The following is a 17,890-nucleotide window of genomic DNA, read 5'->3' as shown; positions in this document are numbered from 1 at the left end:
CAGACAATGACCAAGTTCGACAAATCCGTCTTGCCCAGCCGTTACGTGACCGAGGGCCCGGCCCGCGCGCCGCATCGGTCCTACTACTACGCGATGGGCCTGTCGGAAGACGAGATTCACCAGCCGCTCATTGGTGTGGCGACCTGCTGGAACGAGGCCGCGCCCTGCAACATCGCGCTGAACCGGCAGGCGCAATCGGTCAAGCTCGGGGTCAAGGAAGCCCGGGGCACCCCGCGCGAATTCACCACCATCACCGTCACCGACGGGATCGCCATGGGCCACGAGGGGATGCGCTCCTCGCTCGCCTCGCGCGAAGCCATCGCCGATACGGTCGAGCTCACCATGCGCGGCCATTGCTATGATGCGATCGTCGGGCTCGCGGGTTGCGACAAGTCGCTTCCGGGGATGATGATGGCGATGGTGCGGCTCAACGTGCCGTCGGTCTTCATCTATGGCGGATCGATCATGCCGGGCCGGTATCAGGGTCGGGACGTGACCGTGCAGGACGTTTTCGAAGCGGTCGGCCGGCATCAGGCCGGAGCGAATTCCGACGAAGAGCTTGCCGCGCTCGAAAAGGTCGCCTGCCCCTCCGCGGGCGCTTGCGGCGGGCAATTCACTGCCAACACCATGGCCTGCGTCTCCGAGGCGATCGGCCTTGCGCTGATGAACTCCTCCGGTGCGCCCGCGCCTTATGAAAGCCGCGACCAATACGCGACGGCCTCGGGCGTGGCAGTCATGAACCTGCTCGAGAAGAATATCCGCGCGCGCGATGTCGTGACGCTCAAGAGCCTTGAGAATGCCGCGCGGGTCGTTGCCTGCACCGGCGGCTCGACCAATGCTGGCCTCCACCTTCCGGCGATCGCCCATGAGGCGGGGATCGACTTCTTCCTCGATGACGTCTGCGAGATTTTCCGCGACACGCCCTATTTCGTCGACCTCAAGCCGGGCGGTCAATTCGTCGCCAAGGACCTTTACGAGGTGGGCGGCGTGCCGGTCGTGATGAAGGAGCTGCGCAAGGCGGGGCTGCTGCATGAGGATTGCATCACCGCATCGGGCAAGAGCATTGGCGAAGAGCTCGACCTGATCGAGCGCGAGGCGGATGGCAAGGTCATCTACCCGATCGAAAATCCGATCACCAAGACCGGCGGCGTCGTCGGGCTCAAGGGCAATCTCGCCCCGGAAGGCGCGATCGTCAAGGTCGCGGGCATGAGCGAGGCGGAACAGGTGTTCTCCGGTCCGGCGCGCGTCTTCGAATGCGAAGAAGAGGCCTTCGAGGCGGTCAAGCAACGCTCCTACAAGGAAGGCGATGTTCTGGTCATCCGCAACGAGGGCCCTGCGAGCGGCCCCGGCATGCGCGAGATGCTGGCGACCACCGCCGCGCTCTCGGGTCAGGGCATGGGCAAGAAGGTCGCGCTCATCACTGACGGGCGCTTTTCGGGCGCAACGCGTGGCTTCTGCGTCGGCCATGTCGGCCCCGAGACGGGCAAGGGCGGCCCCATCGCGCTTCTGAAGGATGGCGATGTCATCACGCTCAACGCCGTCACCGGCGAGATCAGCGTCGATCTGAGCGAAGAGGAGCTGGCCACACGCAAAGCTGCCTGGCCGGGCCCGCGCGAGACGAATTACGCCTCCGGTGCGCTGTGGAAATACGCCCAGCTCGTCGGCGAGACCTACCGCGGCGCGGTGACCCACCCCGGTGCCAAGGCGGAAACGCACCAGTACCCCGACCTTTGATCCCATGGCCGCCCGGCGCCTTGCCCTCATCGTCGCGCCCGCGATGCTCGCGCTCGCGGGGTGCGAGGCGGGGTTGGATGGCGCCGGGCCCGCGTCCCAGCGGGTTGACGTGGTTCCCGCGGTGGCCGATGGGCGCGTGATCCTCGACGGGCCTTCGGGCTATTGTCTGCTGTCCAATGAAACCACGGCGCAGGCGGGCACGGCTTACGTGCTCTATCATCCCTGTGACGGGGCCGGATCGGAGACAGGCGCGCCGCTTCTGACGGCGATGGTCGATCTCGACCAGAGCGCGGATCTTGAGATCAGCACCGAGGCGCTGCTCGCCGGAATGGGGGTTTCCGAGGCGCTGGAGCGCGTTGAGACGGACGGGCTCGTGCTGCTGCAGGTGGACGACACGGTCACGCCAAAATGGCGCGGGGCGATGGATGTGCACGGCCATCTCTTGCTGCTCGGGGCCCATGGCGACGCGGCGAGCGCCGGCGATCTGCGCGATTTCGCCCGCGCGATCCGGCGCGCGAGCGGTGGCGCCGGCTTTCTGAGCGCGATCTTGCCTTGAGCGCGAAAAGGGCAAGAATACCGGGACATCGCAATCCCGGAGGCGCGCCGCAGAGTGATTGACCGCTTCATCCAGAATGTTGCCCTGCGGGCTTGGCGCGGTTGGGCCGATGCCGCGGCGCGGCGCGATCCGCGATGGTTGCGCCAATCGCGCGGCAGCGCCCGGCGGCTGAAAGGGCAGCTGGAGCGGTTTCTCTCTGCCGCGGACCGGCGCCTTGCCATGCCCGCGACGACGCACAGCCCGATCCTGGCGCCCAGCAGCGCCGATTGGACATGGCGGCCCGGCCTCTGGCGCGCGCCCCTGCCCGCAGAGACCCGCGCCGCGATGACGCGCGACCGGACGATCAATGACGAGGTCAGCCTGTTTGCGGAAAATCAGGGCGATGAGATCATCCTGCGCCAGCCGCGGAATTGGGCCACGACCGACCTCTGCCCCTACGGGCTCGAAATCGAGACATTTCACGTCGCGGGCGCGTTCCTTTCGCTCGTCATCACGCTCCCCGAGGCGGCGGCCCAAGGGCTCACCGCGCGGCATCTCATCGGGCTTTCGATGGTGCTGGAGGTCGAGCGCCCGCAAGGGTTCGTTGCCCGGATCAACATTCGACACGGGCCCAACACCGCTCAGATCCCGCGCGAGATCCCGCCCGGGGACCTGGCGCCGCTGATCGAGTTCGACCTCGCCTATGCCGAGCTCGACGACACCGCCATCGGGCACGTCTGGCTCGATCTGATCTTTGACCAGCCGGCCATGAACCGGATTCGCATCCGCGATCTGACCCTCATGCGCCTGCCCCGATCGGAGCTCTGAGAGATGGTCAGCCTTATCAGCACAGCGTTGCGCGATGGCGTTTGGGAGCTGGAGCTCAGCCACGACGGGCCCGCGTTGCCTGATCTCGCGGTCATGCTCGATGGCACCGAGGTCGCGCGCGCAGTGGCATCGCAGGCGGGCGACGGGCGCTGGCAGGTGCGCGCCCCGCTGCCGCCGGAGGTGCTGCATGACGGGCTCAATACGTTCCTGCTCTGCGCGTCCGACGCACCCGATCCAATCGCGTCGCTTCCGGTGATGGCCGGCGCGCCGCTCGATCCGGATATCCGCGCCGAGCTTGATCAACTGCGCAGCGAGCTCGACCTGCTCAAATCCGCTTTTCGGCGCCATTGCCGCGACGGGTCCTGACCGGGGGCTTGCCCGCTGGCGCGATCCGTTGTTGAACTGCCCCGCATGATCGCGCCAGACTTCTCATTCGAAACCGCGCTGCTCCATCAGGGGCTCGACCGGATCGCCGGGGTCGACGAGGTCGGCCGCGGCCCGCTTGCCGGGCCGGTGACCGCCGCTGCCGTGATCCTCGATCCCTCTGCGATTCCGCGTGGCCTCGACGACAGCAAGCGGCTGGGGCCGAAACGGCGAGAGGCGCTCTACGCCGATATCCTTGCTGTTGCGGAGGTCGGGATCGGCCATGCGACGGTGGACGAGATTGACCGGATCAACATCCTTCAGGCCAGCCATGTCGCGATGATCCGCGCCCTCGCGGCTCTGGCCAACCGCCCCGATCATGCGCTGATCGACGGGCATATCCTGCCCAAAGGGCTCAACCTGCCGGCGCGTGCCGTGACCCGCGGCGATGGCCGATGCTTTTCCATCGCGGCGGCTTCGATCGTGGCCAAAGTGACGCGCGATCGGATCATGTGGGATTTGGCGCAACAGTTTCCCGGCTACGGATGGGAGACCAACAAGGGCTATCCGTCAAAAAGCCACAAATTGGCGCTCCGAGATTTAGGGGTTACCCCACACCATAGACGGTCCTTCCGGCCCGTCCACAATATCTTGTATCAAGAACAATCTGCAACCCCTTGATTCAAAAAAGAATTTGACCGCGAATCACCTTTGACTCATCTTTGTCTCAATCCAACGAGCGCCACATAAGGCGCCGATCAGAGGCAGACCGATGACAACGAAGACCCGCAAAGAGCGTAACACCGCGCTCCCTCTCAACACGATTCTCGACGGCGATTGCATCGAGAGGATGAACGCGTTGCCCGAGGCGAGCATTGACCTGATTTTCGCCGATCCGCCCTACAATCTCCAATTGCGCGGCGATCTGCACCGGCCTGACAACTCCAAGGTCGACGCGGTCGACGATGCCTGGGACCGGTTCGCGAGCTTTGAAAGCTACGACCAGTTCACCAAGGCGTGGCTCAAGGCGGCGCGGCGGCTGCTCAAGCCCAACGGCGCGATCTGGGTCATCGGATCCTATCACAACATCTTCCGCGTCGGGGCGGCGCTTCAGAACGAGGGCTACTGGATCCTCAACGATGTCGTCTGGCGCAAGTCCAACCCGATGCCGAACTTCCGCGGCAAACGGTTCACCAACGCGCATGAAACGATGATCTGGGCCTCGCGCGATGAGGGCGCGAAATACACCTTCAACTACGAGGCGCTCAAGGCGCTGAACGAGGGTGTCCAGATGCGCTCGGACTGGGTCCTGCCGATCTGCACCGGCCATGAGCGCCTGAAGGATGAGAACGGCGACAAGGCGCACCCGACGCAAAAGCCAGAGAGCTTGCTGCACCGGGTCCTGATCGGCTCCACCAATCCCGGCGATGTCGTGCTCGACCCGTTCTTCGGGACCGGGACAACCGGCGCCGTCGCCAAGATGCTGGGCCGGGATTTCATCGGGATCGAGCGCGAGGAGGCGTATCGCAAGGTCGCCCTCAAGCGGCTGGAGAAAATCCGCAAATATGACAAGGACGCGCTGCAGGTCTCGACGTCCAAACGCGCCGAGCCGCGCGTTCCTTTCGGCCAGCTCATCGAGCGCGGCATGCTCCGCCCGGGCGAAGAGCTCTTTTCGATGAACAAGCGGCACAAGGCCAAGATCCGCGCCGATGGCACGCTCATCGGAGATGACGTGAAGGGCTCGATCCACAAGGTCGGGGCCGAGCTCGAAGGCGCGCCGTCCTGCAACGGCTGGACCTATTGGTGCTTCCGCCGCGATGGCAAGACCGTGCCCATTGACGTGCTGCGCCAGCAGATCCGTGCCGAGATGCGCGACCGCCCGAACTGAGCGCGCCTCACCATTCCAAGTTACCGCCGGTGCCTGTGGCCTGACCACGGCACGTACTTGCCCCGCCGCATGCCGGCGGGGTTTTTTCGTGGGGCTGGCCGGCGCGTGATAGACTGATGCGGCAAGGCGCGCTCGGGACCCTCCGATTGAAAATTTCGGCCCAAGGGCAATGGCTTGCGATTGTCACAGTTCCGTCACTGTATTGTTTCGCGAACGAAACAGTTGCGAGGCAATCAGACGGCGCAACACAAAGGAGACCTTCAATGTCAGCATTTCGTTCCGCCGCAATGGCCGCGGTGCTTCTCGGGACCGGCTCTGCCGCCATCGCCGATGATCACTCGGCCACGCTCCAGATCGACTACGGCCCCCGGCCGATGTTCCTCATCGAGAAAATGACCGACAGCCCGCTCAAGCAAAAACTGCTGAGCTGTGAAGGCCAGACACCAGCGCGGAGCGCGTTTTCCATCGGGCACCGCGGCGCGCCGCTCATGTTCCCCGAGCACACGGTAGAAGCCAACGTCGCCGCGGCGCGCATGGGCGCGGGCATTCTTGAGTGCGACGTGACCTTCACTGCCGACAAGGAACTGGTCTGCCGCCACGCGCAAAACGATCTGCACACCACGACCAACATCGTGGCCTCCGATCTGGCAGAGAAATGCACCACGCCCTTCAGCCCGGCCTCCGGTGACCAGCCGGCAAGCGCTGAATGCCGCGCCTCGGACCTCACGCTCGCCGAGTTCAAGACCCTGACGCCCAAGATGGACGCGGCCAATCGAACGGCGACCACTGCGGAAGAGTATCTCGACGGAACCGCCGGCTGGCGCACCGATCTCTACAGCGACGGCGCGACTCTGATGACCCACGCGGAGTCGATCGCGCTCTTCGATTCCCTCGGGGCCGATTTCACGCCCGAGCTCAAATCCCCCTCGGTCGAGATGCCCTTCGACGGGTTCTCTCAGGCCGATTACGCGCAGAAGCTCGTGGATGAATACAAGGCCGCCGGGATCGATCCGAGCCGTGTCTGGCTGCAATCCTTCAACTATGAGAACGTGCTCTATTGGGTCGAGAACGAGCCCGAGTTCGGCGCGCAGGCGGTCTTCCTCGATGCGCAGTACGACAACGAGGGCTTCGATCACATGGATCCGGAGACCTGGGCCTTCTCGATGCAAGAGGTGGCGGATGCCGGGGTGAACTACCTCGCGCCGCCGATGTGGATGCTGGTCACGATCGAAGATGGTGAGATCGTGGAGAGCGCCTACGCCAAGGCCGCCAAGGAGGCCGGCCTCAAGCTCATCACATGGACGCTGGAGCGCTCCGGCCCGCTCGCCAGCGGCGGCGGCTGGTACTTCCAGTCGGTCGCGGATGTGACTGACAATGACGGCGTTTACTACGAGATGCTCGACGCGCTGGCGCAGGATGTGGGCGTGGTCGGTGTCTTCTCCGATTGGCCCGCCACGGTGACCTACTACGCCAACTGCATGGGGCTCTGAACGCCTTCACGATCGGTTTGAGACAAGGGCGGCGCTCCACGTGGGCGCCGCTTTTTTTCAATGCGGCGCGCAGGTTACCGCTCGCCAAGCTCGGCTTGGCAAACTAGGGTGCCGCGCATGATGTCGCCCCTTGCCCTCCTGCGCTCCGGTTGGATCAGCCTCGTTCTGATCGTCGGGCTGTGCGTGGTCGGCAGCCTGCATCATCCGGACCCGCGCCCCGATGATCCCGCCCTTGCGCGCTATATCGCGATGGGCGGCAAGATTGCCGACATCTGTGGCGATCCGTCGACCGACAGCTCTCTGGCGGGGTGCGAATTCTGCCGCCTGACCGCTGCGGCGCTGCTCCCCGGCAAGCCGGCCCTCTGGATGCCCGCTCGGCTCGAGCGCCAGGCGCGCCTGCTAGGCCGCGCCACGCGTATTCACCGGCGCAAGCGGCGCGAGCCTAACCTCCGCTCCCGCGCGCCTCCTCGTCTCTGACACGCCCCTGAAATCCTTACCTTTCCTGATTCGCCTTGGCTGCGGATCGCACTGGCGTGGAGCCTGCAGATGATGAACACGACGACACACGCGCGCCCCGAGGGCGGCGCCAACAAACTCTATTTCGCCGCCTGGCGCTGGCATTTCTACGCGGGGCTCTTCGCGCTCCCGTTTCTCAGTATCCTCGCCATCACCGGCATGATGATGCTCTGGATCGCCTGGATCGACGGGCGCGATGGCGAACGCACCGAGGTTGTGCCAAGCGGCGCGGCGGCCCCGGTCTCGCAGCAGGCCGAAGCGGCGCTCCTCGCTGTTCCCGGCGGCGACCTTCGGCAGTACGTCGCCCCGCGCCGCGCCGATCTCGCGGCACTGTTTCGCGTGGACCACGAGGGGGAGGCGGTGATGGTCGCCGTCGATCCCTATCGCGCCGAGGTCATCGAGACCTTCCCGCGCCGCAGCGGCTGGTACGACTTTTTCGACAATCTCCACAGCGATCTGATGCTCGGCGTGACCGGGGACCGCATGGTCGAGGCGGCGGCGTCGATCTCGCTCGTGCTCGTTGCGACAGGGCTCTACATGTGGTGGCCGCGCGGGGGCGGATGGCGCAAAGCGCTGGTGCCGACCTTGGGCCGGGGGCGCGCCTTTTGGAAATCGTTGCACGGGGCTGTCGGGCTCTGGATCTCGGTGGTGCTGATCTTCTTCCTGATTTCCGGGCTCTCCTGGGCTGGGATCTGGGGCGGAAAGATGGTACAGGCTTGGAGCCAGTTTCCGGCCGAGAAATGGGATAACGTCCCGCTTTCGAGCGACACCCACGCGAGCATGAACCACGTGCGCCGCGAAGTGCCTTGGGCGCTGGAGCAGGTCCCGCTTCCCGCCTCGGGCAGCACGGCGGGCATGCCGGGGGTGAGCGGCGAGGTGGGCATCGACGCGGTTGACGCGCTCGCCCGCGAGATCGGGTTTGACGCCCGCTATCAGCTCAACCTGCCCCGTGGCGAGACCGGCGTCTGGACCCTGTCGCGCGATTCCATGAGCACCGACGACACCGACCCGACCTCGGATCGCACCGTCCACGTCGATCGTTTCAGCGGCAAGATCCTCGCCGATGTGCGCTTCGCCGACTACTCGCTCGCGGGTAAGGCGATGGCCGTGGGCATCGCGCTGCACATGGGGACGCTCGGGCTCTGGAGCGTGCTGGCAAACACCGCCCTTTGCCTGTCGGTCCTGTTCCTCTGCGGCAGTTCGCTGGTGCTCTGGTGGAAACGCCGCCCGGCCCGCGCCGGCCGTCTCGCCGCGCCGCCCATGCCGCGCGAATTGCCGCTCTGGCAGGGCGCAGCGCTGGTGGGGCTGTTTGTGGCGATGGCTTTCCCGATGGCCGGGATCGTCTTGCTCGCAGTGCTCGTGCTCGACACGCTGGTCCTCTCGCGGCTGCCCGCGCTCAGGGACAAACTGACCTAATGCTCCGAACCGGGGGCGCACCCGTTGCGCCCCCTCTGCGTCATTCCCTCGGCAGGTCGAGCAACTCGGCGCGGGTCAGGGTGAAGCCCGATGCGATCCACGCCGAGCGCAAGGCGGCGAGCCGCGCGCCAAGGGCGGGGCCGGTGTAGTCCGGCATAAGATCGGTGGCGGCCACGGGAAAGTCCTGCGCGGCCGCCGTTTGGGCAAAGCGCCAGTCCCCATCCGAGACCGGCGTCTCAAGAAGCGCCGCGCGGATCAGCAACACATCGCGCGCCGTGTCCGCGCCGTGATCCAACGCAAGCGGCGCGAGCGCGGCCCCCTCCCGCGCGGCGCGAGCGAGAAACCCCGCGCGCCGCGCCTGCTGACGCGACAGGCGCAGGGCCTCTGCGTCCGGGCTGGTCAGCGTGGCCAATCGGCGCAGGGCATCAGGGGAAACTCCCCGCTGCGCTTCTTCGTGGATAAGGATCGGCAGGGGCCTTGCGTCAGCCCCGGGCAGGATGCGACCTAGCACACCTGCATGAGCCATCGCGGCGACCGACGGCGCGGGATCTGGCGCGGACAGCAGTTTCATGAGTTCCCCGCCGAGTCGCTCGCGCGAGATCTGTTCGAGCCCTTCGCTCAGCTCAGCGCAGGCGGCGAGCCCTTCGGCATCGAGCCCCAGATCCGGATCGCCGTACCACGCATGAAACCGGAAGAAGCGCAGGATCCGCAGGTAATCTTCCGTGATGCGCGCGCGCGGATCGTCGATGAAGCGCAAACGACGGGCCCGCAGATCGGGCAATCCGTTGATCGGATCGTGGATGGCCCCATCGGCCGAAGCATAGAGCGCGTTCATGGTGAAATCGCGGCGATGGGCATCGTCCTCGATGCTGTTGGCATAGGCGACAACCGCGCGGCGGCCATCGGTCTCCACATCGCGGCGGAAGGTGGTGATCTCATGCGGAATGCCGCCCGCGATGACCGTCACGGTCCCATGATCGATCCCGGTGGGCACCGCTTTGAACCCGGCTTTCCCCGCAAGCTCGAGGACGCGCTCAGGCCGCGCATCGGTGCTGATGTCGATGTCGGTAATCGGTGCGCCAAGCAGCGCGTTGCGCACGCAGCCTCCCACCACGAACGCCTGATGCCCGGCTTCGGCGAGCATCGCCATGACCGCTTGCGTGGTCTTGCCCTCGATCCATGCGCCGGTGACTTTCATCCCTCTCCCGTGACCCGATCCGCCAGACCTCGTAGAATGCGTGCTGTCGCCCCCCAGATGTAGTATGGGCCATAGGGCACAGTGTAGTAGTATCGCCGCTCGCCGCGCCAGTAGCGGTGTTCGATGCGGAACCGGGCGGGGTCGGTCACATGATCGAAGGGGACGGTAAAGACCTCCTCCACCTCGCCGGGCTCGGCAACGGGCGCGAAGGGGGCGTTGAGCCGCGCGAGCACGGGCGTCATCGTGAAACTGGAGACGGTCTCATGGGTCGAGAGGCGCCCGAGGATGGTGACATTTGCCGGGTCGAGCCCGATTTCCTCGCGCGCCTCACGCAGGGCGGTGTCCTCCAGCGTGGCGTCCTCCGGATCCATCTTGCCGCCGGGGAAGGCGATCTGGCCGGGGTGGTGTTTAAGCCCCGATGCGCGCTTGGTCAGGATGAGCCGCGTGCCCGAGCCATCGTCGAAGAACGGGACGAGCACGGCGGCGGGCCGCAGCTTGCGGCCTTGCGGGTAGATACCGGGATTGAGGTCGAAATCCGAGGACGCCGCACCCGGGCGCGTGAGCGCCGTCCCGAGCGCGGCGAGCGGGTCAGCCTTGCGTCGGGGCATCGGGAGCGTCGAAGCCGACGGTGGCCGGATCGAGATCGTAATGCGCGCCGCAGAACTGGCAATCCGCCGTCACCCGGCCATCATCCGTGGTCATCTTTTCGATGTCCTTGGCGGAATAGATCGAGAGCGAATTCCGGACCCGTTCCACCGAACAGGTGCAGCCGAAATGCACCGACTGGGCATCGAAGACGCGCGGGCGTTCCTCGTGAAAAAGCCGCAGGAGCAGGTCCGTCGGCGCGATCTGGGGGCCGATCATTTCCAGATCCTCGACAGTATCGAGCAGCAGGTTGACGCGCGACCAGTTTTCGCCGTCATCGCCTTGCAACAGGTCATCGCCGGTCAGCAGCCCGCCTTCGCCGGTCGCGTCGCCGGTGGCGAAGGGCGAGGCTTTGGGCATGTGTTGCAGCATGATCCCGCCCGCGCGCCAATGCTCCGACCCCCCCGCCTCAGTCGATTTGCCAAAGCTGAGCGAGAACCGCGTCGGAAGCTGTTCGGACTGGGCGAAATAGGCTTCGGCACAGGCCGCGAGCGAGCCGCCCGAAAGCGGGGTGATGCCCTGATAGGGGGTCGTGTCGGGGCCCTGATCCATCAGAATCGCGAAATAGCCTTCGCCGAGCTGGTCAAACGGCGCGCCGGCCTCGATCCGCTCCGGGTCGAAACTGGCATAGGCGCGAATACGCGCGGGCTCGCCGTCGGCCTTGGGCGCGAAGTAATCGGTGGCGATCATGCGCACCGGCCCGTTGGTCTGGACCTGTAGCGAGAGCTTCCAGCGCAGTTTGATCGTCTGCCCGACGAGCGCGGTCAGAAGCGCCATTTCCGCCACGAGCGCTTCCACGCCGGGCGGATAGTCATGCTGCCGCAGGATGCCCTCAAGCACCCCATCGAGCCGGGCAACCCGGCCGCGGGTATCGGAATTGTCGAGCTGGAAGGGCAGGACGGTATCGTCCCACGCGATTTTAGTGCCGAGTGTCATGGGGTTTCCTTGCGCGCCGGTCCTTGGCATACCGCGTCCATATAGGAGCGGCAAGCCGGGAACCAAGACGGGGCGAGATGATCAGACGTTACGGCAAGCCTCCCCGGGAGGATCAGCGCTACAAGGCGCGGCCCGGGGTTTACGCGGTTCTGCCGCGGGGCGGGCATGTGCTGGTGACCTGGAAGGACGGGCTGGCGCAAGAGTTTCAGCTCCCGGGCGGCGGGATCGATCCGGGCGAGCAGCCGCTTGCCGCGCTGCATCGCGAAGTTCTGGAGGAGACCGGCTGGCGCATCGGCGCGGCGCGGCGGCTCGGGGCTTTTCGCCGCTTTACCTTCATGCCGGATTACGGGATCTGGGCCGAAAAGCTCTGCACGGTTTACCTCGCCCGCCCGGTACGGCGGCTCGAACCTCCGCGGGAGGACGGGCACGAAGCGGTCTGGCTTGCGCCCGATGCCGCTGCATCCCTGCTGCAGAACGATGGGGATCGGCAATTCCTCGTTGCGGCGCTTGGGGTGGGCGTCGCCCGCTAGGCGCCGGTGCCGCGAAATTCCCACAGCGCAGCGGAAATGTCGTCAGGCAGCTCCTGACCATCGGCGAAATCCTCGACCATGTCGCTCAGGTGGGACAGGAACTGCGTCCCTGATTCCTCGCTAAGCTCTTCCATGATTGACGAAAACCCATCCTCTCCGAGCATCTGGCCTGAGGGGTTTGCGCTTTCGATGAACCCGTCGGAGAGAATGAGCAGCCGGTCCCCCGGCGCGAGCGCGTGGTGCACTGTCTCGAAGTCCGCCTCGTCCAGAAGGCCCACCGGGAAGCCTCCTTCGCCGATCGTGTCGATCCGTCCGCAAGCGCGCTGGATCATGGGGCAGGGGTGGCCGGCCTGGACCATCTCGATCGCGCCGCTGTCCTGATCGACATAGGCCAGAAGGAAGGTCAGGTAATGCTCGGTGTCCATCTCGTGAATCACGAGGTCATTGAGCAACCGAACCACATCCGCCGCCGGGCGCGGTGTGAAACCGCCCTTGCCGTCGGCGGTGAAGGCGAGATTGTAGGCGGGGGACTGGTCGGAGAAGTGCCCCGCGAGGCGGGCCGTGACCAGCGCCGAGCTGATCCCGTGGCCCGATACGTCAATGGCGAAAATCGCGATCCGGCTCTCATCCAGCGGGAAATACCCCACGAGATCGCCGCCCACGTGACCGCTGGGGCGGAGCATCAACGTCACATCGCCCCCGCGATAGCTGTGCTCGGGCTCGCGCAGCAAAGATTGTTGCAGCTTGCGGGCTTCGGCGAGGTCATTGTCGAGCGCGTCGTAGACGGTCTGCAATTCCGAGAGCGTGGCCGAGATCAGGCGGTTCTTCTCCGAGAGCTGCTTTTGCATCGTAAGGATGCGAAGCCCCGCCGAAATGCGCGCACGAAGCTCGAGAATGTGCACAGGTTTGGGCAGGAAATCGTCCGCCCCGGCATCGAGCCCTTCGGCGGCGGCATCCCGATCGGAATTCGAGGTCAGGAGAATGAAATATCCATAGCCCTCAAGATCCAGCTGGCGAAACGCGCAGCAGAATTCCAGCCCGTTCATCCCCGGCATCATCCAGTCGCTGATGACCAGTTCGGGCGGATCGGCGCGGCAGACCTCGAGCGCAGAGAGCCCGCCATCGGCCTCCGTCACCCGGAAGCCCCATTTGGCCAGTGAATTGCTCAATATGCGGCGCTGCAGCGAACTGTCGTCAACGACAAGAACATGCATCGGCTTCGCTTCAACGCGCGCGCGCTGCGGTTTTTTCAATCTATTTTGTAACACGAACCACACTCCAACGACGCCCTGCATCGTGGAAAGGAATTACCGAAGGGTTAAATCTCGCATTTGAGCGACTTTGCGGCCCGGGTTGACGTTTGTGTAAGGTCCATCGGGCAAACCCATGCAATGGCTGATGAATTGATTGACTGGGCGCGTATCGCGGAGCTTCGGGAAGAGTTCGGGGAAGATGGATTTTCCGAGATCGTGAAGCTGTTCATGGTCGAAGTGGAGAGCGGCATCGACGCCTTGGAGCGGGACGTGGAGGCGCGGGCCGAACGGCTGCATTTTCTCAAGGGCAGCGCGCTCAATCTGGGCTTCAGCGCCATGGCGGTGATCTGTTGCGATGAGGCGCCGGACGACGAAACGGTGGCCCTTGTGCGCGAGGTTTTCGCCTCCTCGCGCGATGCGTTTTTCAAGGGCTGCGATGTGGCCGGAACGGACAGCGCCCCGGCCTCTTTCCGCGCCTGATCGCCAGAGCCTAAACGAGGAACTGCCCGAGCAGCTCGTCGTTGGTGATGTCGGTGAAGGTGAATCCGCTTGCACCGAGCCGGCCAAACAGCGCGTCGAAATTCTCCGGCCGCGCGGTCTCGATCCCGATCAGCACCGAGCCGAAATTGCGGGCGGATTTCTTGAGATACTCGAACCGCGCGATATCGTCTTCCGGGCCGAGAATGGCGAGGAAATCCTTCAGCGCGCCCGGCCGTTGCGGGAGCCGCAGGATGAAGTACTTCTTGATGCCGGAAAAGCGCAAGGCGCGCTCCTTCACTTCCGGCAGGCGCTCGAAATCGAAATTGCCGCCCGAAGTGATGCAGAGGACGGTTTTGCCGCGAATCTGATCGGAAATGTCGGTGAGCGCATCGATGGCCAGCGCGCCGGCGGGTTCGAGCACGATCCCTTCGATGTTCAGCATATCCAAAATCGTGGTGCAGATCCGGTCCTCCGGCGCTTTGACCAGATCCTCGGGGGAGATGCCGCGCAGCCGGGCAAAGGGTTTTTCGCCGATCCGCGCCACAGCGGCGCCATCGACGAAGTTGTCCATATACTCGAGCGTGACCGGCGCACCCGCCTTCACCGCTGCGGCAAGGCTCGGCCCGCCCGCGGGCTCGACGAAGGTGTAGCCGATGTCCGTGCCGAAATAGGAGCGGATCCCGGAAGCAAGACCGCCCCCGCCCACCGGCAGGACGATATGATCGAACGGTTTCGGCATCTGATCGGCGATCTCGACCCCGACACTCGCCTGCCCTTCGATCACGTCTTCATCGTCAAACGGGGCGAGGAAATGCCCGCCCGCCTCGGCGCAGAAGGCTTGGGCCGCGGCGAGCGTGTCGTCGAAATAATCGCCGGTGAGCCGGATTTCGATGGCATCGCCGCCAAAGGCGCGGGTCTTGCCGATCTTTTGCTGCGGCGTCGTGACCGGCATGAAGATCACGCCCCTGACCCCGAAGTGGCGACAGGTAAAGGCCACGCCCTGGGCATGGTTGCCCGCCGAGGCGCAGACGAAAAGATCCTGCTGCGGGGTGTCGGCGCGAACCTTGCGCATCGCGTTGAGCGCACCGCGGATCTTGTAGGACCGCACCGGCGACAGATCCTCGCGCTTGAGCCAGATCTCGGCGCCGAAGCGGTCCGAGAGATAGTCGTTGCGCTGGCACGGCGTCGGCTCGAAAACATCCCGCATCGCCGCCGTAGCCGCCCGGGCCTGATCCTGAAATCTGGTCATGGGGCTGGTTTGGCCGGTTGCGCCTGGGGTTTCAAGACGTTTCGGGGCGGATTGCCCGCATGGCGCCGGCCAAACTTGCCCCTGCTGCCAAAACCCGATATCCGCGCGTCGATACCGAACAGATGGACAGTCCGAATGACCGCGCCCAAGAAAGTTGTGCTTGCCTACTCCGGCGGGCTTGATACCTCGATCATCCTCAAATGGCTCCAGACGGAATACGGCTGCGAGGTCGTGACCTTCACCGCCGATCTCGGGCAGGGCGAGGAGCTTGAGCCCGCGCGCCAGAAGGCCGAGATGCTCGGTGTTTCCGAGATCTTCATCGAGGACCTCCGCGAGGAGTTTGTCCGCGATTTCGTCTTCCCGATGTTCCGCGCCAACGCGCTTTATGAGGGGCAATATCTTCTGGGTACGTCCATCGCGCGGCCCCTGATTTCAAAGCGGCTGGTGGAGATCGCCGAGGCGACGGGCGCCGATGCGGTCGCCCATGGGGCGACGGGCAAGGGCAATGATCAGGTCCGGTTCGAACTTGCGGCCTATGCGCTCAACCCGGAGATCAAGGTGATCGCGCCGTGGCGGATCTGGGATCTGACATCGCGCACCAAGCTTCTGGAATTTGCTGAACAGAACCAGATCCCGGTCGCCAAGGACAAGCGCGGCGAGGCGCCGTTTTCGGTCGATGCGAACCTGTTGCACACCTCATCTGAGGGCAAGGTTCTCGAAGATCCGGCCGTGGAGGCGCCCGACTACGTCTATCAGCGCACGGTGCATCCCGAGGATGCGCCCGACACGCCCGAATACGTCGAAATCGGCTTTGAGCGGGGCGATGCGGTGTCGATCGATGGCAAGGCGCTGAGCCCGGCCACGATCCTGACCAAGCTCAACGAGCTCGGCGGCAAGCACGGCATCGGGCGGCTCGATCTGGTCGAGGGGCGGTTCGTGGGCATGAAATCGCGCGGTATCTACGAGACGCCGGGCGGCACCGTTCTGCTCGAAGCGCATCGCGGGATCGAGAGCATCACGCTTGATCGGGGTGCCATGCACCTCAAAGATGAGCTCATGCCGCGCTATGCCGAGCTCGTTTACAACGGATTCTGGTACAGCCCCGAGCGCGAAATGCTGCAGGCCGCCATCGATCACAGCCAGGCGATGGTCTCGGGCACAGTGCGAATCAAGCTCTACAAGGGGCGCGCGCAGACGGTTGGCCGCTGGTCGGACCAATCGCTATATTCCGAGGCGCATGTGACCTTCGAAGACGATGCGGGCGCTTATGATCAGCAGGATGCGGCGGGCTTCATCCAGCTCAACGCCTTGCGGTTGAAGCTGCTGGCGGCGCGGGCGCGCCGGACCAAGGGCTGAGCTACGGAAGGCGGAGGCGCCTATCTGTCTAAAATTGAGCGATTCTAGCTGCATGAACGGCGCGGGTCGCTTATAGCTCAGTCATGAGCCGTTTGACGGAAGGCGCAGAAGCGCCGCGACTTTTCGTGGCACTCCCGGTTGTTCTGACCTTGTTGGGGTTGGGCGGCTGCGGCGTGAGCTACAAGAGCCCCACGGTCGAGAGCGCCGCTGCTGGCGCGACTGTGGATGTTGTCTCCCTGACGATGACCAGCGTCGTTCAGGCCAATGCAACGCCCTACACGCCGCGCGGTCTTCCGGCGGCGTTTTTCGCGACGGGCGGCGGCGGGGCAGCAGCGGCCTCCGTATCCCTGCCCGATCCGCCCGATCCGGCCAGCGCGCCCGCGGCGCCGCTGGAGCTGCGCATTCCTCCCGCCCATCAGCCCGAACCTTACCGCATCGGCGTCGGGGACGTGCTCTCGCTGACGACCGAATCGGAATCGGCGGGCGTCGGCGGTGTGCTTGGTGCAAACCGGCGCCAGAGCTTCGTGGTCCGCGATGACGGGGCGATCGCGGTGCCCGAGATCGGGTCGATACAGGTGGCCGGGCGCACCGTCGAACAGGCCGAATCCGATCTCTTTCCCGTCTTCGTGCAGAACCAGCTCGATCCCTCCTTTGCGCTGGAGATCGAGGCCTTCAATTCCAAGCGGGTCTCTGTCGGCGGAGCCGTCGGAGCGCCGCGCATCGTCCCGATCGCGCTGACGCCTTTGAAACTGGGCGAAGTGCTGGCCGAGGCGGGCGGTATGACTGTCGATGCCGATGATCAGGCGGCGATTCGGCTCTATCGTGACGGGACGCTTTATCAGATCCCGGTCTCGCAGTTCTTTGCCCGTGGCGATCTCCAGCAGATCCAGCTGAAAGATGGCGACGCGATCTACGTGGACCAGAGCTATGATCTCGATCAGGCGCAGCGATACTATGCGCAGCAGCTCGACGCCTTCGCCGAACGCAGGGAAGCGCGGCAAGCGGCGCTTCTGGCCCTGCAGACCGAGATCAACCTGCGTCGCGGCGAGCTGGCCGACCGGCGCGCTCTACATGAGGCGCGTGGTGATCTTGGCGCCGAGCCCCGGGACTACGTCTATCTCACGGGCGAAGTGGCGCAGCAGGGGCGCTACGTCCTGCCCTACCAGCGGCAGGTAAGCCTGGCCGATGTCTTGCTCGGACAGGGTGGTTTTCCCACCGTGACCGGGGATCCCTCGGCGATTTACGTGCTGCGCGCCGCGGGAGAGACGCGCATCCTCGCGTGGCATCTCGATGCCAGCAACGCGGCCAACATGATTGTCGCAACCCGAATGGAAATGCGCCCCTCGGACGTGATTTTCGTCGAGGAACAGCCCATCACCAAATGGAGCCGCGCGCTGCAACAGGCCTTCCCGATCCTGGTCAACCGCGCCTCCAACGCCATAGACGGCTGAGCGCGTAAAACAGTTAAAAAGC

18 protein-coding genes are annotated in these 17,890 nt (G+C 65.0%); 13 read left to right on the top strand and 5 right to left on the bottom strand.

Annotated elements, in window-relative coordinates:
• Positions 1 to 6: 6 nt before the first annotated feature.
• The 9 genes from ilvD (at position 7) to BM353_RS04115 (ending at position 8,770) form a co-directional block, all read left to right on the top strand.
• Positions 7 to 1,734 (top strand): dihydroxy-acid dehydratase, encoded by a 1,728-nt coding sequence (gene ilvD / locus BM353_RS04155; RefSeq protein WP_092076929.1) that lies wholly within the window; start codon positions 7 to 9, stop codon positions 1,732 to 1,734.
• Positions 1,735 to 1,738: 4 nt separating this feature from the next.
• Positions 1,739 to 2,290, top strand: coding sequence for a hypothetical protein (locus tag BM353_RS04150; protein WP_092076927.1), 552 nt, complete (start codon positions 1,739 to 1,741; stop codon positions 2,288 to 2,290).
• A 54-nt stretch (positions 2,291 to 2,344) separates the two neighbouring features.
• Positions 2,345 to 3,097: a DUF6478 family protein gene (locus tag BM353_RS04145; RefSeq protein ID WP_092076925.1), complete on the top strand. Its 753-nt coding sequence runs from the start codon at positions 2,345 to 2,347 to the stop codon at positions 3,095 to 3,097.
• Between the two features lie 3 nt (positions 3,098 to 3,100).
• Positions 3,101 to 3,463, top strand: a complete 363-nt coding sequence (locus tag BM353_RS04140) for a hypothetical protein (RefSeq protein ID WP_092076923.1) — start codon at positions 3,101 to 3,103, stop codon at positions 3,461 to 3,463.
• 45 nt (positions 3,464 to 3,508) lie between these two features.
• Positions 3,509 to 4,141, top strand: coding sequence for a ribonuclease HII (locus BM353_RS04135; RefSeq protein WP_092076921.1), 633 nt, complete (start codon positions 3,509 to 3,511; stop codon positions 4,139 to 4,141).
• 91 nt (positions 4,142 to 4,232) lie between these two features.
• Positions 4,233 to 5,348: a site-specific DNA-methyltransferase gene (locus tag BM353_RS04130; protein WP_092076919.1), complete on the top strand. Its 1,116-nt coding sequence runs from the start codon at positions 4,233 to 4,235 to the stop codon at positions 5,346 to 5,348.
• 263 nt (positions 5,349 to 5,611) lie between these two features.
• The gene (locus BM353_RS04125) at positions 5,612 to 6,838 is read left to right on the top strand and encodes a glycerophosphodiester phosphodiesterase family protein (RefSeq protein WP_245759561.1); all 1,227 of its coding nucleotides are present in this window, start codon (positions 5,612 to 5,614) and stop codon (positions 6,836 to 6,838) included.
• A 117-nt stretch (positions 6,839 to 6,955) separates the two neighbouring features.
• On the top strand, positions 6,956 to 7,315 hold the full coding sequence (locus BM353_RS04120) for a hypothetical protein (RefSeq protein WP_092076915.1): 360 nt from the start codon (positions 6,956 to 6,958) through the stop codon (positions 7,313 to 7,315).
• Positions 7,316 to 7,384: 69 nt separating this feature from the next.
• Positions 7,385 to 8,770: a PepSY-associated TM helix domain-containing protein gene (locus BM353_RS04115; protein WP_092076913.1), complete on the top strand. Its 1,386-nt coding sequence runs from the start codon at positions 7,385 to 7,387 to the stop codon at positions 8,768 to 8,770.
• 40 nt (positions 8,771 to 8,810) lie between these two features.
• Here the strand turns inward: BM353_RS04115 and BM353_RS04110 are convergent, their stop codons facing one another.
• From BM353_RS04110 to hslO, 3 genes are read right to left on the bottom strand one after another with little or no spacing between them, the layout of a single operon-like run.
• Positions 8,811 to 9,968: a CCA tRNA nucleotidyltransferase gene (locus BM353_RS04110; RefSeq protein WP_092076911.1), complete on the bottom strand. Its 1,158-nt coding sequence runs from the start codon at positions 9,966 to 9,968 to the stop codon at positions 8,811 to 8,813.
• Positions 9,965 to 10,576 (bottom strand): CoA pyrophosphatase, encoded by a 612-nt coding sequence (locus BM353_RS04105; protein WP_092076910.1) that lies wholly within the window; start codon positions 10,574 to 10,576, stop codon positions 9,965 to 9,967. The genes BM353_RS04110 and BM353_RS04105 overlap by 4 nt, the downstream gene beginning before the upstream one ends.
• The gene (hslO, locus tag BM353_RS04100; RefSeq protein ID WP_092076908.1) at positions 10,557 to 11,549 is read right to left on the bottom strand and encodes an Hsp33 family molecular chaperone HslO; all 993 of its coding nucleotides are present in this window, start codon (positions 11,547 to 11,549) and stop codon (positions 10,557 to 10,559) included. The genes BM353_RS04105 and hslO overlap by 20 nt, the downstream gene beginning before the upstream one ends.
• Positions 11,550 to 11,626: 77 nt before the next feature.
• On the opposite strand from hslO, the gene BM353_RS04095 reads away from it, so the two are divergent.
• Positions 11,627 to 12,079, top strand: a complete 453-nt coding sequence (locus BM353_RS04095) for an NUDIX domain-containing protein (protein ID WP_092076906.1) — start codon at positions 11,627 to 11,629, stop codon at positions 12,077 to 12,079.
• Here BM353_RS04095 and BM353_RS04090 read toward each other — a convergent pair.
• A complete protein-coding gene (locus BM353_RS04090; protein ID WP_092076904.1) occupies positions 12,076 to 13,293 on the bottom strand; it encodes a PP2C family protein-serine/threonine phosphatase in 1,218 nt (405 codons plus the stop codon). The two genes, BM353_RS04095 and BM353_RS04090, sit on opposite strands and share 4 nt — an antisense overlap.
• 177 nt (positions 13,294 to 13,470) lie before the next feature.
• On the opposite strand from BM353_RS04090, the gene BM353_RS04085 reads away from it, so the two are divergent.
• The gene (locus BM353_RS04085; protein WP_245759560.1) at positions 13,471 to 13,812 is read left to right on the top strand and encodes an Hpt domain-containing protein; all 342 of its coding nucleotides are present in this window, start codon (positions 13,471 to 13,473) and stop codon (positions 13,810 to 13,812) included.
• A gap of 10 nt (positions 13,813 to 13,822) precedes the next feature.
• Here the strand turns inward: BM353_RS04085 and ilvA are convergent, their stop codons facing one another.
• Complete coding sequence (gene ilvA, locus BM353_RS04080) at positions 13,823 to 15,061, bottom strand: threonine ammonia-lyase IlvA (protein ID WP_092076902.1); 1,239 nt, start codon at positions 15,059 to 15,061, stop codon at positions 13,823 to 13,825.
• A 135-nt stretch (positions 15,062 to 15,196) separates the two neighbouring features.
• Here ilvA and BM353_RS04075 point away from each other — a divergent pair, with 135 nt between their 5' ends.
• Complete coding sequence (locus BM353_RS04075; RefSeq protein ID WP_092076900.1) at positions 15,197 to 16,417, top strand: argininosuccinate synthase; 1,221 nt, start codon at positions 15,197 to 15,199, stop codon at positions 16,415 to 16,417.
• An 83-nt stretch (positions 16,418 to 16,500) separates the two neighbouring features.
• Positions 16,501 to 17,868: a polysaccharide biosynthesis/export family protein gene (locus tag BM353_RS04070; RefSeq protein WP_092076898.1), complete on the top strand. Its 1,368-nt coding sequence runs from the start codon at positions 16,501 to 16,503 to the stop codon at positions 17,866 to 17,868.
• Positions 17,869 to 17,890: the final 22 nt, after the last annotated feature.

This window comes from Poseidonocella sedimentorum (assembly GCF_900116005.1).
GTDB classification, from domain to species: domain Bacteria; phylum Pseudomonadota; class Alphaproteobacteria; order Rhodobacterales; family Rhodobacteraceae; genus Poseidonocella; species Poseidonocella sedimentorum.
Note: the sequence above shows the minus strand (reverse complement) of the source record. Positions and strands in the feature narration are given on the sequence as shown.